Source organism: Marinifaba aquimaris (assembly GCF_013328345.1).
GTDB classification, from domain to species: domain Bacteria; phylum Pseudomonadota; class Gammaproteobacteria; order Enterobacterales; family Alteromonadaceae; genus Marinifaba; species Marinifaba aquimaris.
Genome location: NZ_JABULX010000022.1, coordinates 12,247 through 39,209, shown reverse-complemented (window position 1 = coordinate 39,209; position 26,963 = coordinate 12,247). Strand labels below are relative to the sequence as shown.

29 protein-coding genes and 1 tRNA gene are annotated in these 26,963 nt (G+C 38.1%); 21 read left to right on the top strand and 9 right to left on the bottom strand.

Going from position 1 to position 26,963, the window contains the following annotated elements:
• Positions 1–13: 13 nt before the first annotated feature.
• The 18 genes from HR060_RS13630 (at position 14) to HR060_RS19430 (ending at position 12,603) form a co-directional block, all read left to right on the top strand.
• Positions 14–514: a hypothetical protein gene (locus tag HR060_RS13630; RefSeq protein ID WP_174200848.1), complete on the top strand. Its 501-nt coding sequence runs from the start codon at positions 14–16 to the stop codon at positions 512–514.
• 237 nt (positions 515–751) lie between these two features.
• Positions 752–955, top strand: coding sequence for a hypothetical protein (locus tag HR060_RS13625; RefSeq protein WP_174200847.1), 204 nt, complete (start codon positions 752–754; stop codon positions 953–955).
• A 10-nt stretch (positions 956–965) separates the two neighbouring features.
• Entirely contained in the window at positions 966–1,715 is a 750-nt protein-coding gene (locus HR060_RS19685; protein ID WP_174200846.1) for a PoNe immunity protein domain-containing protein, read from the top strand.
• A 131-nt stretch (positions 1,716–1,846) separates the two neighbouring features.
• A complete protein-coding gene (locus HR060_RS13615; RefSeq protein WP_174200845.1) occupies positions 1,847–2,272 on the top strand; it encodes a hypothetical protein in 426 nt (141 codons plus the stop codon).
• Positions 2,269–2,688, top strand: coding sequence for a hypothetical protein (locus tag HR060_RS13610; RefSeq protein WP_174200844.1), 420 nt, complete (start codon positions 2,269–2,271; stop codon positions 2,686–2,688). Before HR060_RS13615 ends, HR060_RS13610 begins: the two co-directional genes overlap by 4 nt.
• 220 nt (positions 2,689–2,908) lie before the next feature.
• Positions 2,909–3,574, top strand: a complete 666-nt coding sequence (locus HR060_RS19445; protein ID WP_174200843.1) for a GAD-like domain-containing protein — start codon at positions 2,909–2,911, stop codon at positions 3,572–3,574.
• 428 nt (positions 3,575–4,002) lie between these two features.
• Positions 4,003–4,470, top strand: coding sequence for an SMI1/KNR4 family protein (locus tag HR060_RS13600; RefSeq protein ID WP_174200842.1), 468 nt, complete (start codon positions 4,003–4,005; stop codon positions 4,468–4,470).
• An 18-nt stretch (positions 4,471–4,488) separates the two neighbouring features.
• A complete protein-coding gene (locus HR060_RS13595) occupies positions 4,489–4,827 on the top strand; it encodes an immunity protein YezG family protein (RefSeq protein WP_174200841.1) in 339 nt (112 codons plus the stop codon).
• A 175-nt stretch (positions 4,828–5,002) separates the two neighbouring features.
• Positions 5,003–5,668: a GAD-like domain-containing protein gene (locus HR060_RS13590; protein ID WP_174200840.1), complete on the top strand. Its 666-nt coding sequence runs from the start codon at positions 5,003–5,005 to the stop codon at positions 5,666–5,668.
• Positions 5,669–6,015: 347 nt separating this feature from the next.
• Entirely contained in the window at positions 6,016–6,684 is a 669-nt protein-coding gene (locus HR060_RS13585; protein ID WP_174200839.1) for a GAD-like domain-containing protein, read from the top strand.
• Positions 6,685–6,932: 248 nt separating this feature from the next.
• Positions 6,933–7,142 carry a hypothetical protein gene (locus tag HR060_RS13580; RefSeq protein ID WP_174200838.1) on the top strand — a complete coding sequence of 70 codons (210 nt, stop codon included), beginning with the start codon at positions 6,933–6,935 and terminating at the stop codon, positions 7,140–7,142.
• A gap of 1 nt (position 7,143) precedes the next feature.
• A complete protein-coding gene (locus HR060_RS13575) occupies positions 7,144–7,896 on the top strand; it encodes an Imm49 family immunity protein (RefSeq protein ID WP_174200837.1) in 753 nt (250 codons plus the stop codon).
• Between the two features lie 134 nt (positions 7,897–8,030).
• Complete coding sequence (locus HR060_RS13570) at positions 8,031–8,510, top strand: SMI1/KNR4 family protein (RefSeq protein WP_174200836.1); 480 nt, start codon at positions 8,031–8,033, stop codon at positions 8,508–8,510.
• A gap of 173 nt (positions 8,511–8,683) precedes the next feature.
• Positions 8,684–9,352 carry a GAD-like domain-containing protein gene (locus HR060_RS13565; protein ID WP_174200835.1) on the top strand — a complete coding sequence of 223 codons (669 nt, stop codon included), beginning with the start codon at positions 8,684–8,686 and terminating at the stop codon, positions 9,350–9,352.
• Between the two features lie 124 nt (positions 9,353–9,476).
• Entirely contained in the window at positions 9,477–10,226 is a 750-nt protein-coding gene (locus HR060_RS19680) for a PoNe immunity protein domain-containing protein (RefSeq protein ID WP_174200834.1), read from the top strand.
• Between the two features lie 60 nt (positions 10,227–10,286).
• A complete protein-coding gene (locus HR060_RS13555) occupies positions 10,287–10,712 on the top strand; it encodes a hypothetical protein (protein ID WP_174200833.1) in 426 nt (141 codons plus the stop codon).
• A gap of 564 nt (positions 10,713–11,276) precedes the next feature.
• Entirely contained in the window at positions 11,277–11,726 is a 450-nt protein-coding gene (locus HR060_RS13550; protein ID WP_174200832.1) for a YrhA family protein, read from the top strand.
• 211 nt (positions 11,727–11,937) lie between these two features.
• Positions 11,938–12,603 (top strand): GAD-like domain-containing protein, encoded by a 666-nt coding sequence (locus HR060_RS19430; protein ID WP_174200831.1) that lies wholly within the window; start codon positions 11,938–11,940, stop codon positions 12,601–12,603.
• Between the two features lie 195 nt (positions 12,604–12,798).
• Here HR060_RS19430 and HR060_RS13540 read toward each other — a convergent pair whose 3' ends face one another.
• Together HR060_RS13540 and HR060_RS13535 are read right to left on the bottom strand one after the other, a co-directional pair.
• A complete protein-coding gene (locus HR060_RS13540) occupies positions 12,799–14,142 on the bottom strand; it encodes a hypothetical protein (protein ID WP_174200830.1) in 1,344 nt (447 codons plus the stop codon).
• Between the two features lie 302 nt (positions 14,143–14,444).
• Positions 14,445–14,521, bottom strand: a tRNA-Val gene (locus HR060_RS13535).
• A 225-nt stretch (positions 14,522–14,746) separates the two neighbouring features.
• Here HR060_RS13535 and HR060_RS13530 point away from each other — a divergent pair.
• Positions 14,747–16,684, top strand: a complete 1,938-nt coding sequence (locus HR060_RS13530) for a GGDEF domain-containing protein (protein WP_174200829.1) — start codon at positions 14,747–14,749, stop codon at positions 16,682–16,684.
• On the opposite strand, the gene HR060_RS13525 is transcribed toward HR060_RS13530, so the two are convergent.
• The gene (locus HR060_RS13525) at positions 16,681–19,368 is read right to left on the bottom strand and encodes an EAL domain-containing protein (protein ID WP_174200828.1); all 2,688 of its coding nucleotides are present in this window, start codon (positions 19,366–19,368) and stop codon (positions 16,681–16,683) included. The two genes, HR060_RS13530 and HR060_RS13525, sit on opposite strands and share 4 nt — an antisense overlap.
• Before the next feature lie 211 nt (positions 19,369–19,579).
• Positions 19,580–20,314, bottom strand: coding sequence for a tRNA (N6-threonylcarbamoyladenosine(37)-N6)-methyltransferase TrmO (gene tsaA, locus HR060_RS13520; protein WP_174200827.1), 735 nt, complete (start codon positions 20,312–20,314; stop codon positions 19,580–19,582).
• Between the two features lie 72 nt (positions 20,315–20,386).
• Between tsaA and HR060_RS13515 the strand changes: the two genes are divergently transcribed.
• Complete coding sequence (locus HR060_RS13515) at positions 20,387–20,704, top strand: YceH family protein (protein WP_174200826.1); 318 nt, start codon at positions 20,387–20,389, stop codon at positions 20,702–20,704.
• Here HR060_RS13515 and HR060_RS13510 read toward each other — a convergent pair.
• From HR060_RS13510 to mobA, 4 genes are all read right to left on the bottom strand, one after another.
• Positions 20,701–21,822 (bottom strand): ATP-binding cassette domain-containing protein, encoded by a 1,122-nt coding sequence (locus HR060_RS13510; protein WP_174200825.1) that lies wholly within the window; start codon positions 21,820–21,822, stop codon positions 20,701–20,703. The two genes, HR060_RS13515 and HR060_RS13510, sit on opposite strands and share 4 nt — an antisense overlap.
• Positions 21,822–22,499 (bottom strand): molybdate ABC transporter permease subunit, encoded by a 678-nt coding sequence (gene modB / locus HR060_RS13505; RefSeq protein WP_174200875.1) that lies wholly within the window; start codon positions 22,497–22,499, stop codon positions 21,822–21,824. Before modB ends, HR060_RS13510 begins: the two co-directional genes overlap by 1 nt.
• Before the next feature lie 9 nt (positions 22,500–22,508).
• A complete protein-coding gene (modA, locus tag HR060_RS13500; protein WP_174200824.1) occupies positions 22,509–23,243 on the bottom strand; it encodes a molybdate ABC transporter substrate-binding protein in 735 nt (244 codons plus the stop codon).
• 156 nt (positions 23,244–23,399) lie between these two features.
• The gene (gene mobA / locus HR060_RS13495; RefSeq protein WP_174200823.1) at positions 23,400–23,963 is read right to left on the bottom strand and encodes a molybdenum cofactor guanylyltransferase; all 564 of its coding nucleotides are present in this window, start codon (positions 23,961–23,963) and stop codon (positions 23,400–23,402) included.
• A gap of 114 nt (positions 23,964–24,077) precedes the next feature.
• On the opposite strand from mobA, the gene HR060_RS13490 reads away from it, so the two are divergent.
• Positions 24,078–24,323, top strand: coding sequence for a YheU family protein (locus HR060_RS13490; RefSeq protein WP_174200822.1), 246 nt, complete (start codon positions 24,078–24,080; stop codon positions 24,321–24,323).
• Here HR060_RS13490 and HR060_RS13485 read toward each other — a convergent pair.
• Positions 24,320–26,824 carry a VolA/Pla-1 family phospholipase gene (locus tag HR060_RS13485; RefSeq protein WP_174200821.1) on the bottom strand — a complete coding sequence of 835 codons (2,505 nt, stop codon included), beginning with the start codon at positions 26,822–26,824 and terminating at the stop codon, positions 24,320–24,322. The two genes, HR060_RS13490 and HR060_RS13485, sit on opposite strands and share 4 nt — an antisense overlap.
• Positions 26,825–26,963 lie beyond the last annotated feature (139 nt).

Below are 26,963 nucleotides of genomic sequence, written 5' to 3'. Positions count from 1 at the left end.
GAGCCTTTTTCCTATGAGTAGCCTGATACATTTATACCTGATTGATGAAGACACCTACCCTGCTAACCTAACGGGTGATGATGAAAGTAAATACCAAACTGTGCTGGATATTACCCAGCAAGAAGGCATTCGCTGGCAATCCATCGAATTAAACATGCGTGGCTTTGAGCCCGCACTGCAATTATGGGATGCCGCTGCGGGTAACAGCAACCTATTGCTTGTTGCCACTTTTAATTTTTATCCTCACAAGCTATTACCGCCCGATGCGGATACCAGTGGCACGTTTGGTTTTTTCCCAGCAGAAATGGTGCAAGACTTTTACTCGGTGATGCAACAAGAATACGACTTTGATATTGATTCACTCGAAGGCAAACAAATCATTCAGGAAATTGAACAAGACGGCATAAATGAAGTAAACCCGGATGCCTACGAAATGGTTAGAGATAAATACTTCGTAACCTTTAGAGATGCAGCAAAACAAAACAAAAGCATTGCCGTCATTATTGAAATGTAACTGCACATATAAACAATAAGCACCGCAAAAAAACGCTCTTTAACAATGTAGAAAGGATGCCCAATAAGCCTGCTTAAACCCTTAAGCGGGCTTGTATTTCATTCCAGTTCATATTTCCAATAATTTTAAATAATTGTTTTTTGTATTTATTCTCACCCCAACCCGCCACCTGACTACGTCATTACCGAAGCAAAATACAACAAAGCACGCTTGGGTAGCACCAAACACGGCAAGCAGATGTCAAATGATTGGGTGACAGACGAGCGACTCAAAAACGCGGGGATCACTGATCGAGCACAAAGAAAAGAGATATTAGAAGCACTTGAAGATAATGACGGTACAGTCCAAAAATTACTTATTCGCAATAAAGAAGATGGCACACTCGTTGTTAAAGCGCTTGATAAGAATGCCAACATTATCGGAAAAGCATTAAAATTATAAGGACCAAACAGTGTTAAGAGATACCTTAAAAGATAAAAACTATTATGACGATAGGGTTAATTTTAGAGTTGAATGCGCTAAAGAAGACATTGCAAGTATAAGCTCTGAGGGAAAATATACCTATAAAGTAAAGATGAAAAAGGCTTATAGAATGGTAAGTGATTCCATGTATTTGCTACATCAAAAGTACTCGCGCGGAGATAACCTTGCTGAGTTTAAACCGCTATTGCTTGATACCTTGACCTATCGACAGTGGCAAAAAAAGTTTGCCGATGCACTTCCACCCAATGAACAAGTTGCGCGCATATCAAAAGAAGAATTAGGAGAGCATAAAACTGAAACTCTTTTACAGTGGTTAGCCTTTAGCTATTGCCTTAATATGGGTCAAGACTACTACCAACAAGTTCTTAGTTTAATTGCCAACCAAGGCCAAGACGGCCTGTTAGATAACATTGCTATTGCCATGGGGGATACGGGCCGTGACGTTGCGCAAGGCACTCTTTTTAAAAAACGTTTTGGTAAATTGCATAAAGTGGTTATCGCAGAGCCCGCACAAAGACCCAAATTGGTCAAAACCTATTTAGATGCTTGGTACACACTGTATGGTACGCCCGATTATCATTTAATGGATACTGATGCTTATATCGGCTACTGGTGCTGGGAAGCCGCCTTAGTGGTCAAACTCTACAATATTGATGACAGCAGCTTTATCGACCACGAGTACTACCCGAAAGATTTAGTGCATTGGCAACAATATTAATAAACCGCTTAAAAATGAATGGCCTTATTAGGTTATCCAGCACATGTCCAAATGGATACTAGATGCTAATAAGGACAAATTAGGACAATAAAGTACGGACGACTGTGCAGGTGCAAGATTAAGGAAAATGTATGAATAACTTACCAATAAACCTACGTGAAAAAATTGATAACTTGTATATTGCTGCGTTTAAAGCCTTAGAGAAAAAGGATTTTAAAATAGCTAAACAACAAGCAGAGCAAGCATGGGACTATTTACCTGAGCCCAAGTTTGATTGGGATGTTACCCTTAGTTTTGTGTCTGCAACCTGTGAAATGTATCGTGAGCTTAGCTTATTTGAGAGCTCACATAAAATAGTGGATGAGCTCATCGCTTCTGGTCACCTAGACGAATATGATGATGGCCCATTATTTTTAAAAGGAACCATTTACTTTGAGCAAGGAAAGAAAGATGAAGCCAAACAGTGGTTTGATAAAGCCAATAAAATTTCTAAAGGGCGGTGCTTTGCGGGTGAGCCAAAGAAATATAAAGCCTTTTTTGATGAGTACGCCAAATGAATATTGATGACCAAATAGAATTGTATTGCGAGCAAGGGAATGACCTATTTGATGAAGACGATTTTAAAGGGGCAATCAATATATGGCAAAAAGCCTTTGATTTACTCGCAGACCCTTTCGATGATTGGGAGCACGCTACTTGGTTAAAAGTATCTATAGGTGATAGTTATTATATGCTTGATGAGTATGAAACAGCACTTGACGCCATGCTTGATACGTTAAACTACCCTGAAGCAATCGATAACCCTTTCATTCACTTTCGAGCAGGCCAATGCCACTACCAACTTAATGACAAGGAGCGCAGTAAAAATGCACTGCTAAAAGCCTATATGCTTGCTGGTAAGGAAATTTTTGAAGACCATGAAGAAGACGGTCTTTTCTACTACGACTTTTTAAAATCCGAAGTGGCCATATAAAACCTCAGCCCTAACATTTACTGCGTTAAAACTTGGGAAGGTGGTCATTTAAAATACCGCCAGTGCACAACTTGCAGACTTTATTATTGCTATAAAACTGAACATATTTCATAAAAAAAATCACCTTTTAACCCATGGTTAACTCAAAATCGTTTGCTGAGTTTAGAACTGATACACGAGTGAATATAGATCTGACACCTTGTAAATAAGGATTTTAATAATGAGCTGCAAATTTGAATTAGACGAATGCTTTGAAGGCTTTTTAGAAGATTTTGGTGAGCCAATAAACCAAGCCCAATGTAGTATTGAAACACTCAAAAAATATCAGGGAAAACTCCCCTCTCGCTTACTTGAATATTGGCAAGAATACGGTTTTTGTGGTTTTTCAGATGGGCTTTTTTGGATAGTCAACCCACAAGACTACGAAGCTGTTTTAGATGAATGGTTAGAAAATACAGGTATTCCAGATAATGATATTTACCATGTCTTTGCTCGCAATGCCTTTGGTGATTTGTTTCTTTGGGGAGAAGAAACAGGCTTTCGATATGAAATAACAGCATCAAGAGGCTGGATTATCGAGCAAGATGGCTCCCAAAAAAGCAAGCACAATGTAAAGTTTGAAAGATTTTTTGGGTGTTCTGATATAGAAGATCACGACATTGATGATGAAGACGATAACCCTTTATTTGAACGATGTGTGGAAAAATTTGGCGCATTAAAAGCCGATGAAGTGTTTGGCTTTGTCCCCAGTTTAATTGCAGGCGGCGATGCCAGGTTAGAAAACGTAGACAAAGTCGATATTGTTGTTCACTTATCTTTATTGGCTCAATTTGGTCAAATTGAAGTTCTTAATAAAGATGCTTTATTCAGAAAAGCCTTTGGTTAATTTTTTATTATTACTCATAAACAAGGTGAGTAAACTTACTCTTTAACATTCGAAATAAAATTAAAAGGAGTCTGTAGTGACTACAGGCTCCTTTATCATCAATTCACATACTTTTTAAAATAAAAAAATCCGACTGATTTTGTATTGGTGCAACCTATAAAGTACAACAACAAAGCTATAAAGGCCGCCCACTTCAATTTACTTTGAAATTACAAGCCACGTTCAAGTAAGAAGTACACCAGCTATTTCTTTATAACTTTCAAAGGGTGGCTTTTTAATAATTTATAAATGGCAATTAATCGGCATGTTGGTCTTACAAGCAAAACAAAGATTTCGCTTTTTCTGCATAAAAGTAAAATTACTCCTCGATGAGTATCGTAATAAACTTGAGTAAATTTAACTCACGACTTTAATTAGGATGATATTAAATGAGTACAAAAATAGATTCGGCTATTCGGATGATGGAACAATCTGGCGAAGAAATTTTAGTTCATGGAGGCGCTTCAGAAGAATTAATACTGGCAGCTGAAAGTAGGTTAGGTATTAAATTTCCACAAGACTACAGGTATTTTCTACGAAAATATGGCGCTTTATGTTTTGAATCAGAAGAGTTTTATGGTTTAACTAAGTATGGCTTGCAATCAAAAAGTATTCCCTGCGCAATATTTGCAACTGAATCAGCAATAAAGCTGGGCGATATTTCCAATAAAATGATTAAAGTAAAATCTACGGGTTACGGTCCTATTTTTTGCATCGACTTAACTGGTGAATATGAAAACTCACCTGTAGTAGAAACGGAGTTATCGTTTAAGAGAGAAGATCGAAAACACCTTGTTGCACAGTGTTTCGCAGACTTTTTTTACAAAGAAATAGAACGCGCAATTAAAGAACTCTAGCTAAGGTAGCAATATAAATTGAATGTAGATGAAATTTATTTAGAAATTGTTCAAAAAATGGTGTCGAGCATAAATGATGTTTGGACTGAAGCATCAATTAATTTTGAATATTTAGGTGATTCAGCAGAATATAACGGTAGATATTTAAAAACAGATAACAAAATCCAGCAATATCAGTTCAAAGTCGGCTATCAGACATATAAACTTTTTAAACAATTACATCACATAACAACTGAGAACTCTGAGAATAAGTGGAACCGCGCTAAGTTCACACTCGAACCATCAGGGAAGTTCAATATTGATTTTGAATGGGATCAGGATTTAGCAGATGAAATAGAGCGACTAAATAATGAGTAAAATACAATTATTAAATGCCATAACCGACATTGGTTTACCCCCTTTTTCTAAACAGCGAATAAAGGCTATTTAACAATCACCTTAATTCCATTGTTAATTAAAAATCGTTTGCTGGATTTGGAACTGATACACGAATGAATATAGATCTGACACCTTGTAAATAAGGACATTAATAATGAGTAGCAGATTTGAATTAGACGAAGATTTTAAATATTTCTTAGAGAAGTTTGGTGAGCCAACAAGCCAAACACAATGTAGTATGGAAACACTCAAAAAATATCAAGGCAAACTCCCCTCTCGCTTGCTTGAATATTGGCAAGAATATGGTTTTTGTGGCTTTTCTGATGGACTTTTTTGGATAGTTAACCCTAAAGACTACGAAAATGTTTTAGATGAATGGCTTGTCGAAACAGATATACCCGACCATGACATTTACCATGTCTTTGCTCGCAATGCTTTTGGTGATCTATTTCTATGGGGGGAGCAAACCGGATATAAACATAAAATCACCATTTCACAAGGATGGATTATTGAAAAGAAAGGTAACAAACTTTCAGAACACAATAACGCTATTGAATGGTTCTTTGGTGGAGCTAGACCTAAGTCACATGATAATAATGACGAAGACGATAACCCTTTATTTGAACGATGTGTGGAAAAATTCGGCGCACTAAAAGCCGATGAAATGTTTGGCTTTGTCCCCAGTTTAATTGCAGGCGGCGATGCCAGGTTAGAAAACGTAGACAAAGTCGATATTTTTGTTCACTTATCTTTATTAGCTCAATTTGGTCAAATTGAAGTGTTAGACAAAAGTGCACTACGCCATTTGGTCTATAAATGAATGCGAATTGAATAGACAGCCCACCTTTATTTAGTTTGCTGGTGACAAAGCACTTTACTTTGAAAATTAGTAAAGGATATCCAATAAGCCTAAAGGTTTGTTGGATAACTAGCCTTGCAGACTCCTCTACCAATTAACAAATTTGATTAATTGAGCCAAACAAACCATCGACTTAGTAAAAGAAAAAACGTTTATTAAAGTGATGCCAGTGTTACAAGTCAATTGGTTCACAATGGAATACTAAGGGAGACGGCGACCTCAGTCGCGTCAGTATCAAGGATAAAGAAGATCAAACGATTTGGACCGAATATCCCAATAAATATCTCACTACACAGGTGTAAATAACAATGACAGCTACATTTAGATTAGATGAAGATTTTGAGTATTTTTTAGAGAAGTTTGGTGAGCCAACAAACCAAACACAATGTAGTATGGAAACACTCAAAAAATATCAGGGCAAACTCCCCTCTCGCTTACTTGAATATTGGCAAGAATACGGTTTTTGTGGCTTTTCAGATGGACTTTTTTGGATAGTTAACCCTAAAGACTACGAAGCTATTTTAGATGAGTGGTTAGCACCCACAGATATCCCAGTTAATGACACATACCATGTCTTTGCTCGCAATGCTTTTGGCGATTTATTTCTTTGGGGTGAGCAAACCGGATATAAATATAAAATCGCCACGTCAAAAGGATGGATTCTAGAACGCGAAGGGGACCCTCTCTCAGAGCATAACATTAGAATAGAATGGTTTTTTGGTGGGCAGGATATAGATTTACATGAAAAAAAAGATGAAGACGCTAACCCTTTGTTTGAACAGTGCGTTAAACAATTCGGCGCATTAAAAGCCGATGAAATGTTTAGCTTTGTCCCAAGCTTAATTACAGGCGGTGATGCCACTTTAGAAAACGTAAACAAAGTCGATATTTTTGTTCACTTATCTTTATTGGCTCAATTTGGCGAAATAGAAGTGTTAGACAAAAATGCACTACGCAAAAAAGCATTTGGTCTATAAATTATCTTTAATTGAGAAGTTATCAAAAACAACCGCAACAATTCACTTTGAAGTTACCAATCTCCCCCTATTTAATCATTTGGAAAAGATGCCCAATAAGCCTGCTTAAACCCTTAAGCAGGCTTGTATTTCATTCCAGTTCCAACCCCCAAATTTAAAATAGGCATTTTTTATTCAGTTTTACGTGCATTAACGAAGCAAAAGGGCCAGGTGCTAAATTAGGCCAAACGCAAGACGGTACAAAACAGATGTCTGATAGATGGATTGAAAGAAACCTTAATCGCATGAAAAAATCTAAAAGATACTCTGACAAGAATAAGGAATTAGCGCAGAATTTACTTAAAGCAATGAGGCGCAATAAACCTAAATTGAATAAACTGATAATCGAAGCCATAGAGGATAATGGCATAATTGTTGGCGGAAAATTACAACCACTTCCGAAACAAAAGGCAAATTAGGATGTTGAAATTAAATAAATATGAACCGGATGATTTAGAAGAGCTCTATGATGACCTCAATTATATGATTGAACATCGAATTCCTGAAATAAAGTGTGCATCAGCATCATACGAAGATAAACAAAATGCTACATTTTGGGTCACGCAGCAGTACATCGAAGTAGGCTTTACACATTATGCCCTCGAAAACTACGACCAAGTAAAACTGTATTTAGAAAAAGCAGCGCCTTATGCCTTTTTAAGAGGTTTTGACCCTGAGCTTCGCACCCACAATACAGACTTAAGCATTCATACCGAATTAAACTTAGTCTTACTCTTTGGCGATGACGCGCTGCATCAAAAGCTGGCCGCATCAAAATGGACACTAGAAGGTGATGACATCATGTACCTCGCCTGCCTCATGTACGACCATCTTTTAATTAAACTCGGTACCGGACAAACATTAAAGCAAATTGATATTGACGCCGCTTTAGAAGAAGCCAAAAACAGTAAAGAAAGAGATGTATTACAGTACATACTGCCATTAATTGAAGCGATTGATGCACTCGTGAATAAAAACCAACAACAATGGCAATCCAGTATTGATAAGGTAATCGATTGGCATACAGACCAAGCAAAATTTGGCTGGTTAAATGACATTATTGAAGGCTTTATCAATTTAAATGCCCTGACCCTAGCCAAACTTGGTAAAACCATGCACGGTTGGCAATGCGAAACCCATTCTCTTTACCTCCCTCTGTTTTTAATCGATTAAGAGCTTTTTCCTATGAGTAGCCTGATACATTTATATCTGGTTGATGAATGAACTTACCCTGCGAAGGAAATATTAAATCTCTATTGATTAATTCACATTTTATTCTTGATAGGGAGCCAACTTATAGAAAATTTATGATGCTTACAATTACTCAATCTAAAAGAATGCTCTGTGAAAAAGATATTTCTGACGCACAAAATGAACTTAACTTAATATTTCCAGAACAATACACGCGGTTTCTATTAGTCAGTAATGGTGGTGTTCCTAAACAATGTGCCATAGATTTTAATGGCGTTGACATTAAAGTTAATGGTGATGATGTTAAGCTTTTATTCAGTATCCAAGGAAAAAAAAGTAGAGATTTAGTCTTAAGGTATCTAAATAAAGATATACATATTCCAACGGGTTTAATAGTCATTGCTCAATCAGAGCTTGGTAACTATTTTTTATTATCTGCAAGACAAGATTGTTACGGTGTGATTTTTTATAAAGACCATGAAATAGAAGATACGTTAGCTTTTGAACCCGAACAAAACCTTTATCCAGAGAGTATTGTCAAAATCTCTGATGACTTTGAAGAATTCTTACAATCACTCTATCAACCTGACGAATAAAATTAAGTTACTTTAGGGCAAGTAGCCATTATTAGATAGCGCTATACAGAATCAAACTCAGATAAGATAAAAAGGAATGGTTCCAACAACAAGATAACTAGATAACTAGCTGAATTTTGAACAAATAAACGAATGAATATAGATCTGACACCTTGTAAATAAGGAAATTAATAATGAGTAGCAGATTTGAATTAGACGAATGCTTTGAAGGCTTTTTAGAAGATTTTGGTGAGCCAATAAACCAAACACAATGTAGTATGGAAACACTCAAAAAGTATCAGGGCAAACTCCCCTCTCGCTTGCTTGAATATTGGCAAGAATATGGTTTTTGTAGCTTTTCTGATGGGCTTTTTTGGATAGTTAACCCTAAAGACTACGAAGATGTTTTAGATGAATGGCTTGTCGAAACAGATATACCCGACCATGACATTTACCATGTCTTTGCTCGCAATGCCTTTGGTGATTTGTTTCTTTGGGGTGAAGACACAGGTTACAGCTATCAAATTAATTCGACACAAGCATGGATTATAGAAAAAAAGAAAACGCCTCGCGCAAAACATAATACCGTTATAGAGAGATTTTTTGGTGCCACTAGAACAAGCGCTCATAACATTGATGATGAAGACGATAACCCTTTGTTTGAACGATGTGTGGAAAAATTCGGCGCACTAAAAGCAGATGAAATGTTTGGCTTTGTCCCCAGTTTAATTGCAGGCGGAGATGCCAGGTTAGAAAACGTGGACAAAGTCGATATTTTTGTTCATTTATCTTTATTGGCTCAATTTGGTCAAATTGAAGTGTTAGACAAAAATGCACTGCGCAAAAAAGCATTTGCTCTATAAATTGACTGTAATTGAAAAAACACCCTCCTTAGCAAGGCAGATAATATTCCCAATAAGTAGGCTTTTCCCCTAAAAAGAATGCGCTAAAACATTATTTGTATAACCAAAATTTCAGGACCAAACAGTGTTAAGAGATACCTTAAAAGATAAAAACTATTATGACAATTCTATCGAATTTAGTATCGAGTGTTTAAAAGAGGACATAGATGATGTTAATTATGAGGATAAATTCAACTATGAAGTAAAAATGAACACAGCATTTGGACTAGTTCGTGATTCAATGGAGCTATTACATTTAAAATACTCACGTGGCGACAACTTAGCCGAGTTTAAACCGCTATTACTTGAAACCTTGACCTATCGACAGTGGCAAAAAAAGTTTGCCGATGCACTTCCACCCAATGAACAAGTTGCGCGCATATCAAAAGAAGAATTAGGAGAGCATAAAACTGAAACTCTTTTACAGTGGTTAGCCTTTAGCTATTGCCTTAATATGGGTCAAGACTACTACCAACAAGTCCTTAATTTAATTGCCAACCAAGGCCAAGACGGCCTTTTAGATAACCTTGCCATCGCCATGGGCGATACGGGCCGTGAAGTCGCAGAAAACCCCCTCTTTAAAAAACGTTTTGGTAAATTGCATAAGGTGGTTATCGCAGAGCCCGCACAAAGACCTCAATTGCTCAAAACCTATTTAGATGCTTGGTACAAATTATATGGTAGCCCAGATTTACATTTAATGGACACCGATACTTACAAGGGCTACTGGTGCTGGGAAGCCGCCTTGGTGGTTAAACTCTACAATATTGATGACAGCAGCTTTATCGACCACGAGTACTACCCGAAAGATTTAGTGCATTGGCCACAATATTAATAAATCGCTCCTCTGACCCCAAACATAATGATCGTTATTCCCTACTAAAATAGGATTAATATGAGATTTTTAGCGTCTGAACAACACGATGAAATAAATAACTTATTTATTCAAGCATTTAATAAGCTTGACGAAGGCAACACAGTTAAAGCTCAAAAAATAGCCGAACATGCATGGAGCTTGTTACCAGAACCCAAATACGATTGGGATGTAACGTTAAGTTTAGTAAGTGACATTTGTGAAATGTATCGTGAGCTTAGCTTATTTGAGAGCTCACATAAAATAGTGGATGAGCTCATCTCGTCTGGTCATTTAAAAGAATACCAAGATGGCCCATTATTTTTAAAAGGCACCATCTATTTCGAGCAAGGAAAGACAGATGAAGCCAAACAGTGGTTTGATAAAGCCAATACAATTTCTAAAGGGCGCTGCTTTGTAGGCGAACCCAAAAAATATAAAGCCTTTTTTGATGAGTACACCAAATGAATATTGATGACCAAATAGAATTGTATTGCGAGCAAGAGAATGGCTTGCAAGCCTGATTAAACAGTTGGAGTGTAAAATGGTATTGTCAGATAGCGCCTAAGACAGCCTGAAATACAATATTGATAAACTCAATCAAATTATCCCCAAAGTTGAGCAAGGCATAAAGCAAGGTATCGATTACCTAATAAACAAAACCAACAAGGCACTTCAACAATACCAAGGGGAAAGAATGCAAAGACTCCCTTAGCTTTAATACTTCTGGACTCTTAATAGTAAGAAATTTTATTCCTTTATCAGGAAAAACTAACTAGAGTCATTAGTTAAAAATCCTGAAAATTAAAAATTTTAAAAGAAGCAGGCTTTACTGAAAAGCAGCAAAATCCATCTTGATGATTGAGGGACTAACGATTACAAGCACTTAATTTTAATCAGAAACAAGCCCTAGCATTATACCATTACTAATGCACAAAGGAGCTTAACGAGTAAGGTACCATATGGAGCTTCAGTTGATATTTAATTCCCAGTTACTCTGAGCTTTATTTATCCGTCAAAAGAGCACTAACAATGAATTACATAGCATTGCTAAATGATATTGAAAAAACCATATCTAGTTGGGGTGATAAATTAGAGCCACCAATAACTCAAGAAGAGCTTGTGAGATTTAAAGAACGAGTGAAATATTCATATAAATTAAACCTACCAGATTGTTATATTAACTTTATAAAAAAAACAAATGGTTTTGAATTCAATGGTTTGATTATCTTTGGTTCAATGAACTCTGAGGCCAATGATGCATCATTGCTTGATTTAATTGAGTCAAACGTGTTTTTGAGGGACTCAACCATTCACTTACCAGATCAAACTCTTGTCATTGGGGAGAGTAGCACAGGTGTTTTAACCTTCGATGGCATTAATAATGTTTATCAATATCGAGATCGAATAGCGTTGGTCCGAGTAGAGTCATACTTATCATTCGATGACATGATGACTAAAGAGCTAAATAAAGTAATTTAATTCAGTCACGCGACCACAATCTAACTATAAACGACTTAGGATAGAAAAAATCGTTTATTAAAGTGATGCCATTGTTAACAAGTCCATTGGTCCGCAATGGAATACTAAGGACGACGGCGACCTGAGTTGCATCAGTATTAAGGATAAAGAAGATCAAACAATTTAGACCGAATATCCCAATAAATATCTCACTACACAGGTGTAAATAACAATGACATCTACATTTATATTAGACGAAGATTTTGAATATTTTTTAGAGAAGTTTGGTGAACCAATAAACCAAGTCAAATGTAGTGTTGAAACACTCAAAAAATATCAGGGAAAACTCCCCTCTCGCTTACTTGAATATTGGCAAGAATACGGTTTTTGTGGCTTTTCAGATGGACTTTTTTGGATAGTTAACCCACAAGACTATGAAAATGTTTTAGATGAGTGGTTGGCACCCACAGATATCCCAGATAATGACATATACCATGTCTTTGCTCGCAATGCCTTTGGTGATTTGTTTCTATGGGGCGAAGCAACTGGTTATCAATACGAAATAAACGTATCGCGAGGCTGGATTATCGAGAATGAAGAAGTCCCAAAAACAGATCATGAGATAGAGCTTGAGTGGTTTTTTGGCGGGCAAGCACTTGACTTGCATAACATTAATGATGAAGACAATAACCCGTTATTTGAACGATGTGTTGAAAAATTTGGCGCGCTAAAAGCCGATGAAATGTTTGGCTTTGTCCCCAGCTTAATTACAGGCGGTGATGCCAGGTTAGAAAACGTGGAAAAAGTCGATATTTTTGTTCACTTATCTTTATTGGCTCAATTTGGTCAAATTGAAGTCCTTGATAAAGATGCTTTATTCAAAAAAGCCTTTGGTTAATAGTTAATAGATGAATGCGAATTGAATAGACAGCCCACTTTTGTAAGGTCTGCTGGTGACAAAGCACTTTACTTTGAAAGTTAGTAAAGGATATCCAATAAGCCGACTTAGTACGCTACAAAATTAGATTTAAATTGTAGGTAAAGTAAGCAATATTAACGGGCTTAAAGTTATAAGCCCATTTTGGTTAAAGGACTAAAGTTGACAAGATGTTTGTTTAGTATCGGCTTTACAGGCGTCATTATTATTGGCTTTACACCAACGAACGGCATTTTCCCAACTACAGGCGCCAAACGACGACAAGTCGATTTTAGCGTTAATACAAATCAGCTCGGCTTGTGCAGAGTTAACATCTGGCGATAACCATTCTTTCTTACAAGCTTTAAGCACCTTATCTGCTGTATCTGCATCAGGTTTGGCCATTTCTTTGATGTAACAGGCACTAATTAAGTCCTGTTTTTCCATTGTGATAATAGGATGTTCATCATCTCCCTCTGCAGCGCAATGCTGGTAAACCGCAGCAATTGGGTGATTGGCGCCTAAAAATGGCGTTTGCTTACTCGCGCCGCCAATACTAACGCTACCGGCTTCTAAAATACCCAGCTTATCTTTAGGATCTGGTCGCCCTAAGTAACTTGCTGCAAAAAACTCTCTTGCTTCAGTGCCAAATACAACAAGCGGGATAGTATGATCCCCCACCAGTGATTGAGGTGACAAATTAAATGCCAACATTGGCGTTACATAATTACCACCTGTTTGCGCATTATCAAAATATGTCTCTGCCATTGAAGCGGGTAAGTTTTGGCTTTGACCAGAACCTGGCGCACCAATTGGAATAATATCGATAATATTTTCAAATAAAACGGTGTCATTATTAGCTACGCCATTGGAGCGTAATAGCCTTTCCCATCGTGCTAATGTATTGTTATCTAGGTAATCACCTTGTCCAATTGATACGTAAGGTGGGTAGTGAATAAGCATGGAAGCTTTTTGATTTAACATAGGAAGACCAAGTGGCAAGAAGAGCTCCCACTCACCTGTGTTATCTGGGTCCCAACAGGCTTTACCTGTTGCCTTGAGCGTCGATTCTTTGCACGCATTAACACCAACATAGGCTTGATTTGCTAAGGTATCACTCATCCATTTTCTGTGCACATCACCGTACTGAGCCGCTTGTGCCAATTGGTCGGTATATTGACTATTGACGGAAAACGCTACTTGATAATAATCCTTCCCATCTTTTTTAACTGTGCTAACCGTTGCACTACTGTTATACCCAATCACACCATCGCGCTTTAAACTAGATGTAGTGTAATGAGCAATCACATGAGCCATGTCTTGTTTAGGCAAATAGAAACGCGCTTCATCTACAGGTGGGTACAAGTTGTTTAAATAGCTGACTTCACCTAATAGATAACTAAAGTATTTGTAGCTAGCCTGGGCTTTAGTTTGTTCTGGCTTGGATGGTGAGTGCTTAGCCGTTGCACAAGATGTGGTGATAAGGAATGTTAAAGCTAATAAAACCGTGTTTTTTTTCATATTAAAATTCTCCCTTTTTATTAAACATAACAAAGAATTACCAAAGTTCAATTCAGTTTTAGTAGTAGGTAGTATTTTAGTTAGAAACAGGCTTAGCAAATTAAATAATTAGTTTTGAAATACAATTAGCTCAATACCTAACATTGCTTTGCAAACTAAATGTTCATTGCAGAGAATTAACAACAGATTAGCTTTTAAATGAATTTTTGATTTTAGCTCAGAAGTTGCATCTTGGATTGGGAATTTTAATGTGTGAATGGCTTTATTTCTGGGGCTTTATCAACTTTCGTTAAAGGAGATATTGGTACGACCGAGTGGATTCGAACCACCGACCCCCACCATGTCAAGGTGGTGCTCTAACCAACTGAGCTACGGTCGTACAAGTTGAATCGAGAACGATTCAGAAGATGGGCGCATATTAACGACAACCTATTGGCCTTGCAAGCAAATTTTACTAAAAAATGACTGTTCGGCTTTTTTTTATTCAAATTGTGTTTTGTTAGCTATTTTTGCCTGTGTTAATCACCGCTAACTTTAATTTTTGTTTAAAAAACAGACATATGAACTAAACTAATTATTGTGTGTGTTAACTTGTTGAGGCTTCATGTTGAAATCTCGCTATGCCCTAACCTACTTTACTATCTGGCTATCCGTTGTTCTTTGCAGTTTTTCTTCAACCGCAGAGCCTGAAAACTGGCAAGAAAGAGAACAAAGCTTGGCAAGTTTATCGGGGGAAACTCAGCAATCTTCACTGTTAACACTGTTAAAACATTACAAAGTCTACGCGCCAAGTAAGACCATCACTTTGGCAAGTCAATTTGCCGACCGACAATCTCAATTACATTGGCTTATCCAAGCGCAAGTCGCCGAAGCATTTATGCATTATGGAGACTTAAAAGAAGCTAAAGATATTGTCGCTAAAACCATGCATAACATGCCCAATGAAGGCTTTGATAAAGCGAGGTTTGAGTTATCGAAATTAGCCGCCCAAATTAATATGCTCTTGGGTGATAATGAACAAGCATTAAAACAGTTTCAAAGATTGCTTAGTCAAAGTAGTGCAATTAAACACGGGCAAATAATCAATGAAATGGCCAAGCTTTATATTTTAGAGTATCGATTGGCTGATGCAATGGCAGTGCTTTTTCCTGTTTTCAACCAATTAGACCTGTCATATCAAGCAAGAATTGACGCGACGGAAAGCGAATTGGAAAGTTTGTTACTCATTGCCGATTTACTGACACAATTAAGGCAATACACCATTGCCCATGAACTTTATCAAATTTTAAAAGTAAAATTAGCTAGCTTTGATAATAGCTATCTTGCGCTAAAAACTGAGCTTGGTTTAGTGGTTACCACTAACTACTTAGGCCAACAGCAGTTAGCGCTGACAGGCCTTGATGAAATATTAACAAAAGCGAAATCTGTCGAATCACTGTTAGTACAAGCCAATATTTACCAACAAGCGAGTCAAGTCTATCTTTATCAAAATCAACTCGCCTTAGCTGAACAATGGGTTAACCAAACAGCAAATTTATTGAAAATTATCCAAGTTCCCTACTTACAACGTTTAAATGAGCTGACACAAGTTGAGCTTATTATCACCCTAGGTAATATTCGTACAGCCGAGAATTTACTCGCTCAGTCCGCCACTCAACTGGCTAATATCGATAACCCTCTCTTATCATCTAAGCAACTTTATCTATCGAGCTTAATTGCACTTGAAGATGGAGAACTAACTGCTGCGCAAAATAACAAAGCACAATCAGAGCAGCTGATAAAAAATATTGTCCAAGAAAATACCAAAACCATGCTCGACCTGCAGGTAGGTCAAATATACATTGCCACACTTGAGCGCAAATTGGAGACAGCAGAACAAGGGATAGCTAAAGCTCAAACCACTAACCAACTTTTTTATATTTCAGTCGGTTTGATTTTATCTTTGTTGGTGCTAGTGATTTTTCAGCATAAAAATTGGCACAAAATAAAGGAATCTTTGATTGCAGAGAATAACCAATTTGAAGACAAGCTAAACCAGCTTAAACACGTCATCAGAATTGATCCTGTTACTCAAGTGTTTAATCGTCAGCACATGGATGAGGTATTAAAACAAGAGTCACATCGACACGATATTAATCATCGTCCCTTGTGTTTAGTTTTGATTGATATTGATCAATTTCACCAATTGTCGCAGGCTCATTCTCAAGCCGGTATAGACGTTTGTAGTCAGGAATTAGCCGCGATTATTCAAAAACATATCCGCGCTCACGATATATTATCGAGATGGGGTAATAAGGAGTTCTTGCTTTTACTACCTGAATTAAGACTGGAAGGCGCTAAACATATCTGTGAATCCATTCGAGTGAATGTCGAACGTGAAAGTATTAGCTTTCACGGACAAGTATTAAACTTTACGATATCAGCTGGGGTTGCTCAGTACGAAGCTGGGGATGATATTCACGAAGTTTTAGCGCTTGCAGATGAAGCGTTATACCAAGCGAGGAAAAATGGGCAAAACAGTATTTATGCCCATCACAATTAATGAATGCTCTCACTCACCAGTACAAAAGACTTTAAGCTTTGCGGGCGCTGTATGCCAAAGCCCTGAGCGTAGTTAACACCTAGTTCTTTTAGCGCATCAAACGTTTCTTCATCTTCTACGTATTCGGCGATAGTCTTCATCCCCATAACATGACTAATTTCATGGATAGAGCGAACGATTTCACGATCGCCTTTATTCGATGTCATTTTACGAACAAAATCACCGTCAATTTTGACAAACTCGGCAGGTAAATTCTGCAAGTAGCTATAAGATGAGAAGCCTTTACCAAAGTCATCTAGAGCAAACGTAAATCCATAAGATTTCAGTTTCTGAATTAACTCTCGCGCAACGACTAAATTGGCCACAGCAGCTGTTTCTGTCACTTCAAAACAAATGGCTTGAGGAGGAAAAGCCACTCGAGAATGTAAACTGACGATGAAGTCATAAAGCTCACTATCAGTTAAAGACTCACCAGATAAGTTAATGCACAGCAACACTTTATCCCACAACTCAGGGCGCGCCATTAACCACCTGAATACTGAACGGATCACCCAACGGTCAATTTTAGGCGTTAGTCGAAAGCGCTCCGCAGCCGGTAAAAACATACCAGGTGATAGTAAACCCTGAGCCTCATCTTCTAATCGCAGTAAGATTTCAATGTGTTCTTTTTCTTTACTCGATGAATTAGTCGGCGCTATGCGCTGGAAGAAAAGTTGGAATTTATCGTTAACCAACGCATCATTTATTCGGCTAGCCCATCTAGGTGCTTGGTGATGTGAGTTCAAATTCTCATTATTAGAATCAAATACTCGAATATTATTTTGACCTAAACTTTTGGCCATATAACAAGCGGCATCTGCTTCACGACGCACTTCAGGAATACCAATTGATTCTTTTGTTATCAAGGTGACGCCAAAACTGGCACCTATAGAGTATAAACGGCCACCCCAAATAAAACGGTAATCTTTAATCTGACTGACCAATTTACCCAGCAACTTTAAGCTATCATTGAGGTTGGCGTCATAAAGAATAATCGCAAATTCATCGCCACCAATTCGAGCACATATATCTGATTTGCGGATATATGTTTTGATCAAACCGCCAATTTCGTACAACAATTGATCGCCAGCTGCATGCCCTGCACTATCATTTATCAATTTAAAGCGGTCTAGATCTAACTGGCACAATACATGTTGGCGGCCTTTGTCTTTGGCACTGTAAAACGCCTCCGTCAATAACTCTTCATATTTATGTCTATTCAGTAATTTAGTGACTGCATCGTAATTTGCTTGGAAATTTAATTTTTTCTTAAGACGTTCAGATTGAGTGACATCTCTTAAAACCATGACAGAGCCTGTCGCTTGATCTTTTTGATCTTTTAGTAGTGTGATGTGCTTTTCGACATAGAGCACTTCAAGTTCACGGTTGAGCTTGTGTGTGATACGACTTAAGTTAGTTTCATTACCCTGACACAAGACTTCATCAAGTATTTCCTTGATTTTGTTAATATCATCCCTTTCAGTGAAAGGTAAAATATCGGCCACGTGTTTACCTTGGCTTTTTTCAAATTCTGCTTTTATGAGGATACTGGCCGCCTGATTCATGTAAGTCACACGACCACACAAATCAGTGGTGATAACCGCATCGCCAATTGAATTAAGAGCAACACGTTTGAATTCTTTAGCCGCGAATAATTCAGCCAACATCACATTAATAGATTGTGCTAAAGCGGAAATATGATCATCATTTTTGGCTGTTTTACCTAAGTCGATACTATGAGTATCACTTAGGTTAGGTTTGATATTAGCGACTTCTGCAGCTAAATCAGAAATGGGAGAGATAAAGTACTTTCTTAAACTCCATAAAAGGAACATAAATACAGCCAGGGTCGCAATTAAAATAATGGCTACATATTTGTATTCTTGTTGAGTCCGCTTAATAGCATGCCCCACATTAGCAATAATAGGATTAGCCTGACTCAGCGCATTAGTTGTTTTGATTTCTATTGCGTTTTGGCCTAACACACCTTTTAACCAAAGAGATGGCGCTTTTTGTTCATTAGCTAAAACGTAAGGCTGATTTATTGATAAATTAAACTTGAGTGATGTTTCATTTAAGTCACTCAAAGAAACAAAATCGATAACAAGTTCAGTAGGAAAAACACCATTTATTCGCTCAAGACTCGCTTGATTCAAAAATAATCCTGAAACGAGCAGTTGCTGTTTATCTAATGAATCATTGATGACAAGCAGCACGGCTTGTTGATCTATTTCACTGAACCCTACCAGCGGTAAGTTGTTCTTTTCTAATTCAAATGTATTCAGTAAGTGTTTGAAAAACACCCCTTGGGTGATTTGTTGGGCTTGTTGAAAATCGACAACATTGAAGTGACTTTGTTCAATACTTTTTTGGGCTTGATTAACAACAAGACGAAACTCATTTTCGTCTTCAAATTGAAATGCTGGCCAAGTGTTATTGACCTGAAAGTGAAGCTGCTCTTTTTCTTTTTGCAAAGAATGACTAGTTAAAAAACGCTCAACCTGTTCAGATTGAATCGCCTGTGCTGCATCTTCATCAATTTGCTGCCAGTGGTCACCAATGTTTTGAACCAAAACAAGAAGAGCCGCGATCACAAGGAAAATAGCGGCGGTGGCAAAGATGGCAAATCTTTGATTTGTTATCATTTTGTTAAGCTAATCCGAAATTACTACTATTCTGCACAATGCAGAAAAACAACACTTTCATTAATACTTCTTAACACTTTAGAGTCAAGTCATTTATTCCTTATTGCGATTAATCGTGCAGATAAAAGTCAAAAAATTCGCTAGTTTTAATTGAAATGAGAATTTATACACGTTAGTTACAAATCAAGGTTAAATACTTGATAATGGAATGTTAAATATTTTTAACTGCTGTAACCAAGATTGTTTTGTTGGTGTTGTCGAAGACAAAGGAGATATCAACATTAGCTAACTTCACATGATAGTTGCGCTCATCTTCATGTTTAACAGATTGATAACTGGGCCTAGGGTCTTGAGACAAAACCGCTCTAATAAATTCAATAAACACCTGCTGACTCATATTGGCCATTTGTTTTTCGTTCAACTGCTTGATGGCACATAGTGCTGCTTGAGAAAAGTTAACCTCAAAGGTTGGGCTTGGTGCATCCGCTGCGAAACCAGAATGTGAATCGACGCTGTCGCTATAACTAAGGTAAGGTTTGATATCGATTATCGGGGTATTATCTAGCAAGTCCATCCCCGACACCGACAGTACCACTTTACCATCTTGAATATGACTACCGTGATATTGAACCACCGACAAGCCCAAGCCGTTTGGTCTAAAAGTAGAGCGAGTTGCAAACACACCCATTCGTTGATTACCACCAAGTCGTGGTGGTCTAACGGTAGGCTTCCAGCCTTTATCTCTAGTCTGGTGGAAAGAAAACGTCAACCAGATATGAGAAAAGGCTTCTAGCCCCCTAACACAATCCAAATTACTGAATGCATTACTAAGAATGATCTCGCCCTTCGCTTGTGGCACTAAGTTAGGCTGCCTAGGAATAGCAAATTTCTCTTTGTAAGGGGTGTTTATCTTACCAATAGGTTCAATTGTCAACTTTTCAGTCATAGGGATTTGATTAGGTTGATTCAGATGTATGCTAGAATCCGTACAAATTAACACAGAATGAGAATAGACAGAATGCAAGATAAGATTGCAGCATTAATCTGCCAACTAGCAGAACAAGGTAAAGATATATCAGTTGGCTTGGTGCGCTCAAAATTAACAGAACGTGCACCGCTTCCATTCATTACACGGACAATAAATCAATATAAGGCAAACCCTCAGCAGTTTTTAGAATCGCATGCGCATTTAAAAAACAAACCAGCAGAAACAAACACACCAACAAATACTGACAATGCTACTAACCACGTTGAACAGCTACAAAAAAGAGTAGATATTTTAGAACAGGAAGTAGCTGAACTAACTAGCCGGTTAGCTTCACTTGAGCGTAACTAAATAGCAATGCTGGCGCTTAATTTAAATAGCGCCCATACCCTACTACCGATAGCTAAATCTAGCCGCTGTATTGAATAGTTAGACAGCTGAGCATATAGCATTTGACTAGCACTGCCTTTTATACTCATTTCAACTGATTGGTTTGTCTCATCTAATGGCAAAATAGATACAATCTTACATTCGATATGATTGATCATACTCGAATTAAAATTGGCTTCAGTTGATATCGCAACCTGATCGCACGCCACCAGTATTCTCGTTATTGCCGATTGTGCTTTTACACCTTTAGCATAAATCAATACACCGTTATTTGGCTTTAAGCTATCAGCCTCAATTAGCCGATAAGCATTAATGTGGTGTTCTTGAATATGATGATCAAATTGCACATTTAAAATCGCTCGGTTTAATCCTCCACCCATTGATAACGCGCTCAGCTCAATGGGCTGAATTGAAATGAGTTTACCATCATTAACGCTAATGATTTCATCCGCCAATGCCTGTAAATCAAAACTATCATGGCTAATAAAAAACATGGGCAATTGGTGTTCACGATTGACTGTTTTAAGCCATGTTAAAATCTCTAATCGATTTTCTTTATCTATAGCACTAAGCGCCTCATCTAGAAAAAGTAGGCAGGGTTGACATAAAAGTGCTCTAGCGATGGCTACACGTTGTTTTTGACCACCAGAAAGTTGCTCGACACTTTTATCGAGTAAATCGCTGATGGCAAGACCATCTATCACTTGCTCTAATTCAAACTTATGGCTTGTAACTTGGTTAGCTTGCCCTCTTTTAGCTTTATGATGAGCCGCTTTAAGAGCGAGTTTAAGGTTTTCAATGACATTTATATGTGGAAATAAATGGGCATGTTGAAAAACAACGCCAATATTTTTATCTGCTGCTTGATAATCGGAATAACAAATATTGTTAAACCTGAAGTGGTGCTTTACCTCAGGCTCTAAGCCAGCGAGCACACGCAATAAGCTCGTTTTGCCACTTCCAGATATACCACTTATACCTACAATCGAATCAGCGGAACGATTAGACCAATTCAACTGGCCTTGTAAAATCGTTTTTTTACCCTTAGTGAAGTTAAGGCGAATGATATTTTCCATCATCACGCCCAACTATAGTTTTGTCGATTGAAGCGATACAGCACAGTTAACCAAATCATCGAGAACACTAATAATATCAAAGAGAGCTTATGGGCCGATTGATAGTCTAACAGTTCAACATGTTCATAAAGAGCAATAGAAATAACCTGTGTTTCAGTGGGTATATTGCCACCTATCATAAGCACTACACCAAATTCCCCCATCGTATGGGCAAAAGTAAGCGCCGCTGCTGTGATGATTGCAGGTTTACACATGGGTAGGATTACGTTTAAAAACTGGTGAATAAAAGTAAAACCCAAACTTGTTGCGACATCTTGGTAACTTTGATGGTACTGCTTAAAACCATTAATGAGTGGTTGTAAAGTGAAAGGTAAAGAATAAATAATCGAGCCAATTAACAGCCCTGAAAAACTAAACGCGAGCTGTTCGCCCGACAGAGTAAACCAAAGCTGACCTAAGCTCGATTGTGGTGAAAACAAGACTAATAAATAAAAACCTAAAACGGTTGGTGGCAATACAAGCGGCAAGGCTATCATCGCTTGTGCAACACTTTGGAAGCGACCTTGATAACGCGCTAAATACCACGCTAAAGGAACACCAATAACTAAAAGGATGGCAGTCGTGTAAAGAGATAATTTTAAAGATAAAAAAATAGCCGCCCATTCGGCCTGAGTAAATATGGCCAATTTTTAGTCCTTTGTTAAGTAGCCGAGCTTTTCGATCGCCATTTGAGTGTCTTTATCTAATATGAAACGTTTATATAGGTCAATGATTGCTTGACGATTGCGGTCATTTGAATCAAAAAAAACAACACTTTGCTCAATAGCTGGGTAACTATTAGCATCTAATGCGATGTGGTAGCTGTGTTTAATACCACTGCTATCAGTCAGTTGGCTTCGAGATAAAAAAGCAATATCTAGATTTCCATTGTCAAAGTAATGATATAGCTTACTGATATTATTAGCAGTGACTTTTTTAAATTCCAATTCTGGCCAGTTTTTTACCATCCAACTATTAGCTGCATTGCCATAGGGAGCTAATTTGGGGTTGGCAAGGCCTATCACTGGCTGCTTTCTGTTTTGAAATAATGTTTGATTAAGCCACTGTAACTTTACGTTTGACTTTGCGCTATTGGGCCAATCATTACAGGTCAATCTTTGACAGTTAATGGCGAGGTTAAGCGCACCTCTTGCGTAGATATAGTGCTTATCTGCCAACCCGCGTTTGACTAACTGCTCTGGTCTTGCCTTATCAGCAGAAAAAAAAGCATCAAACTGCGCACCATGTGAAATCTGTGCAAAAAGTGCGCCCGATGAGCCATTTACCAGCACAATATCTAATTGCTTAGCACGATTGTTTTCTATGAAGCTTCGATTGATAGACGCCAAAGGTTTTGCAAAATTAGCCGCAACAGCAACTTTCAATTTAATTGGCTCTTGGGCAAAAGCATCAACTGAATTAAGTAATAGCAAAACGCAAAGATAACAGAATTTTTTAGTAAGGCAGTTAGGCAATTTATGTTCTCAAATAATTGAAAAGTCTATGATTTTCTATCTCTAAACATACCATTAAGCAATCATTTATTTAAGTTGTTGTTTTAAATAAGGATGAAACTCTTGCCATTGTTCAGGTGTATTGATGTTGATGAACTCTTTTTTATCTCGCGGTTGTAATACAAGTGTTTTTTCGTGATAAAGAAAGTTCTCTAACGTTTTATTCTGTTTTGAAGTCAAAATATGTTCAAGCTTAAGTTTAATGCTGTCAGATAAAGGGATGTAACAAGGCAAGCTGGCTCCCTGATAGTGTACAGGTCGATTGTGTAGCTGCCCTGTTGCAACTAAAACGGTCAAACTGTTGACAGAAATTAAAGGCATATCAACAGCAATGACTAACAAGCCCTCTGCTCTTTTAGCTTCCATAGCTGCGCTATGTACACCACTCAAAGGCCCATGGTGTGGGTAAATATCGGGCAACGTACCCATATCAAACGTGTTACGTGAGATGAGTATGGGGTTAGCACCTGTCGATTGTAAGCGAGCTTTTGCATAGTCTAATAAACTCAGCTCATTAACCGTGAGTTCTGTCTTGTCTTGTCCCATGCGAGACGAACAACCACCAGCCAAAATCACACCAGAAAATGCCATAAACCACCTCCACGACTCATTAAGTAAAGTTTAAAAGTGACTTTTAGATCAAGTTACTGATTATGTTTTTTTTCAATTCAGTTACCATGTACTAAATCAGCCGAGAGAGCCCAGATGTTTATATCACCAAAATTAATTCCTGAAGACCAGCTCAATAATTTAATAACCGATTATTTAATCAAAGAATACGAGGCATTCAATCATGAGCCTGTGCAAGCAATGCACATAGAGAAAGTTAAACAAGCCTTAAAAGCAAAGCAACTCGTTATTAGTTTTTCTGAAGCAGAAGAAAGTGTGGGAATTTTAAATGTTGAGCAACTTGGCCTGAGGCCAGACCAAGTTGATTTTGAACGAAGTTAACCTGCAGGAATAACTACATCCATATCGGTTACATCAATTAACTGACCATCAGATAAAAATAGTGAGATGATTTGTCGATGCATCTCAGCGGTGACGGCTGGTGAGATGTTAGGGTTAAGCACTGAACTATGACCGCCTGCGTTAAAACGAACAAATCCGCTTACAGATTCCCCCGTTGTTGTCGAATCAATTACAGGTATCCCCATAAATGTCTTTAACTGTTCCGTACCAGCAATAGGTGAACGCATGGTAGTAGGTGGAATAACTTGATCCCACGTAGCTGCTGTACCATCTCCGAAAATTTCATGAATCAATACTGGCGTATTTAGCGAAGTATACAGCGGCGCAAAAGTATTCGGGTCTGCATTGTCCAACATAGATTGAGCCGCAAAGCTATAACTGCTTATCACGCCCTCAACAGCAGCAAGTAACACGGGGTTTTCTAGAGCCAGTAAATCAAGGAAATTCTGATAATGGGCGTTAAAGTCTTCTGCCGTTGGATCTGAAATATCAACACCTTGCTCGATAAGATAAGCAACATAAGCTTGAGCAGCTTGGTAAACCAAGTAACTATCAGTATCAGCAGGATCAGGCTCTTCACTTAAATTCGCCAATAACAAACTGCTTTGGATAAAGGCGCCAAATTGACCTGACTCCATCAAGAAACTGGCAATACCGCCACCTGGGCTACTAAAACTCGCTGCATTGACTTGGAATAAACTATCCACTGCCGGGTTTAATGGCGTATTGGCAAGTGCAACAAAATCGATACCCCACATAGCGCCTAGAGAAAGGCCTGAGAAGTAAACTCGGCTGTTGTCAATTGCTTCTCCGTCAAAGCCAACTTGTGAGCCAATTGATAAACCGATACGCAAACCCAGCAAATCAATAACGCTTTGCTCGACGTTAGAGCGAATTGCTTCTAGGTTTTCCAAATTCATGTAAACCGTTGGCGTTTCAGCAGAGGTGACAATTTCAAGTGTTGATGGGTCACCATCGATATCAAATCCACGATCGCCATGTAAAACCATATCAATAGCAACTGTCGCAAAACCATTAGCACTTAAACTAGCGGCCAATGTAACCATGGTTTCTTTTCTACTTGTGATCCCATGATTTAAGATAACAACAGGCCAACCGGCTTCAGGGCGTGTAAATGCTGGATTTAAAGATTGAATAAATGCTTCGTTAGGCAATGTAATTTGTACATTGATATCTTGAACTGATTTCACCTGAGGTACAGGGTTAAACTTAGTCAAAAATCTATCTTCATCTAGACCAAAGTCACGTAGACCTAACTGCTGACATTGAGCATCGTTAACACCCGGGGTTAAGTTGGGTAAGTCTTCTGGTGCAAGTTGACTTAAAATAACACCAGAATCACACAGTGCACGCATGCCATTATCAAGCGCTCCTCGCGGATCTGTAGGAGAAGATTCCGTCAGATAGTAAGGTAAAGATATCTGACCTAGATGGTATTCACCTGAACACATTCCCGCAACAGACTCTAGAGCGGCTAAATCTTCAGGAGAGATAGGTAAACCACCTGCAACAGCGCGAAGGGTCGCTGATACTGTGTCACAATCAGGCGTGCTTGCATCAATAACGCCAGAGCCAACCAAAATCTCTCGGATAGTTTGGCCAGTATTAACCTGATGGGCAATCATTGGTAAGCTAGCTGGCGCCGTTGCTGCTTGTTGCGCATACAAGGCTTTCATGGTCATTAAGGTATTACCCGCTGATTGAACGGTAAATACTTGGCTGTGAATGACAGCATCAAGGTTAATCCCCGCTTCCACCAATACTTGCTCGTATGAATTAACACTTGCTTGTAGCGCAAGCTGAGAAGGCGTGCCAAGTGGTAAAGTATTGATATCTTGTCGAACACTTGTGTAAGTAGAGCTTGCATTAACTGCTTGGCCTCTATCATCTTGGATCGTATTTGATAATGCGACGATATATGAAGTGGCTGATGTGAGCGGTCGAAGTAGAATTACAGCAATTTGATCATTCGAGACCAGCTGAGTTACATAATCAACACCATAGGTCAGCTCACCAATGGCCTTACAAGCTAATCCAGGTTCAACGGATTGACACTCAGGGTCAGTTAAGCTCGCCCCCATCTCTGCTTGTACAATCCTGATCGCATTTGGATTAGCAGCACTTTCAGATGATATAGTTTGCGCACCTTCGGCTAAGACAAAATCTAATACAAAAGCTTGTTGGTTGGACCAACCATCTATTTTGTTTAGTGCAACACGAGGATCGGCGTCATCAGTAGGATCTGCAACAGGAATATTTAACGTGCCATCGGTTGTGCCACTGAACAACAAATCATTTGGAATGGAAAGAATGCCATTAGCCGGATCGAATTTAACCGTACTAGCTGGTAATACAGGGTTGTTGTTCGCTTCTCTTTGCACGTCAGATAGCTGAGTATCGTCACATGCAACTAATCCGAGTGCAGAGGCGACAGTAATAGCCGTGATCAGTTTTTTCATAAAATCTCCCAAAACGGATATCGAACGATTGGTCTATAACTAATTGTTTTTAATATAATAGTAAAAATTAACGTATGTTTTTAACTTTGACCAGTGAGATTGTCATCTGAATTAAATATTTCCCTTAAATTAATTGTAA

Bases quoted from the DNA above. Each gene is read 5' to 3' on its own strand.
- HR060_RS13625 (WP_174200847.1), top strand. From the start codon at position 752: ATGTCAAATGATTGGGTGACAGACGAGCGACTCAAAAACGCGGGGATC.
- HR060_RS13610 (WP_174200844.1), top strand. From the start codon at position 2,269: ATGAATATTGATGACCAAATAGAATTGTATTGCGAGCAAGGGAATGAC.
- HR060_RS13485 (WP_174200821.1), bottom strand. From the start codon at position 26,824: ATGAAAAAACTGATCACGGCTATTACTGTCGCCTCTGCACTCGGATTA.
- HR060_RS13555 (WP_174200833.1), top strand. From the start codon at position 10,287: ATGAGATTTTTAGCGTCTGAACAACACGATGAAATAAATAACTTATTT.
- HR060_RS13585 (WP_174200839.1), top strand. From the start codon at position 6,016: ATGACAGCTACATTTAGATTAGATGAAGATTTTGAGTATTTTTTAGAG.
- HR060_RS19430 (WP_174200831.1), top strand. From the start codon at position 11,938: ATGACATCTACATTTATATTAGACGAAGATTTTGAATATTTTTTAGAG.
- HR060_RS13510 (WP_174200825.1), bottom strand. From the start codon at position 21,822: ATGATGGAAAATATCATTCGCCTTAACTTCACTAAGGGTAAAAAAACG.
- HR060_RS13525 (WP_174200828.1), bottom strand. From the start codon at position 19,368: ATGATAACAAATCAAAGATTTGCCATCTTTGCCACCGCCGCTATTTTC.
- mobA (WP_174200823.1), bottom strand. From the start codon at position 23,963: ATGGCATTTTCTGGTGTGATTTTGGCTGGTGGTTGTTCGTCTCGCATG.
- HR060_RS13615 (WP_174200845.1), top strand. From the start codon at position 1,847: ATGAATAACTTACCAATAAACCTACGTGAAAAAATTGATAACTTGTAT.
- HR060_RS13530 (WP_174200829.1), top strand. From the start codon at position 14,747: ATGTTGAAATCTCGCTATGCCCTAACCTACTTTACTATCTGGCTATCC.
- tsaA (WP_174200827.1), bottom strand. From the start codon at position 20,314: ATGACTGAAAAGTTGACAATTGAACCTATTGGTAAGATAAACACCCCT.
- HR060_RS19445 (WP_174200843.1), top strand. From the start codon at position 2,909: ATGAGCTGCAAATTTGAATTAGACGAATGCTTTGAAGGCTTTTTAGAA.
- HR060_RS13590 (WP_174200840.1), top strand. From the start codon at position 5,003: ATGAGTAGCAGATTTGAATTAGACGAAGATTTTAAATATTTCTTAGAG.
- HR060_RS13515 (WP_174200826.1), top strand. From the start codon at position 20,387: ATGCAAGATAAGATTGCAGCATTAATCTGCCAACTAGCAGAACAAGGT.
- HR060_RS13490 (WP_174200822.1), top strand. From the start codon at position 24,078: ATGTTTATATCACCAAAATTAATTCCTGAAGACCAGCTCAATAATTTA.
- HR060_RS13565 (WP_174200835.1), top strand. From the start codon at position 8,684: ATGAGTAGCAGATTTGAATTAGACGAATGCTTTGAAGGCTTTTTAGAA.
- HR060_RS13630 (WP_174200848.1), top strand. From the start codon at position 14: ATGAGTAGCCTGATACATTTATACCTGATTGATGAAGACACCTACCCT.
- HR060_RS13540 (WP_174200830.1), bottom strand. From the start codon at position 14,142: ATGAAAAAAAACACGGTTTTATTAGCTTTAACATTCCTTATCACCACA.
- HR060_RS13550 (WP_174200832.1), top strand. From the start codon at position 11,277: ATGAATTACATAGCATTGCTAAATGATATTGAAAAAACCATATCTAGT.
- HR060_RS13600 (WP_174200842.1), top strand. From the start codon at position 4,003: ATGAGTACAAAAATAGATTCGGCTATTCGGATGATGGAACAATCTGGC.
- HR060_RS13580 (WP_174200838.1), top strand. From the start codon at position 6,933: ATGTCTGATAGATGGATTGAAAGAAACCTTAATCGCATGAAAAAATCT.
- HR060_RS13575 (WP_174200837.1), top strand. From the start codon at position 7,144: ATGTTGAAATTAAATAAATATGAACCGGATGATTTAGAAGAGCTCTAT.
- HR060_RS13570 (WP_174200836.1), top strand. From the start codon at position 8,031: ATGATGCTTACAATTACTCAATCTAAAAGAATGCTCTGTGAAAAAGAT.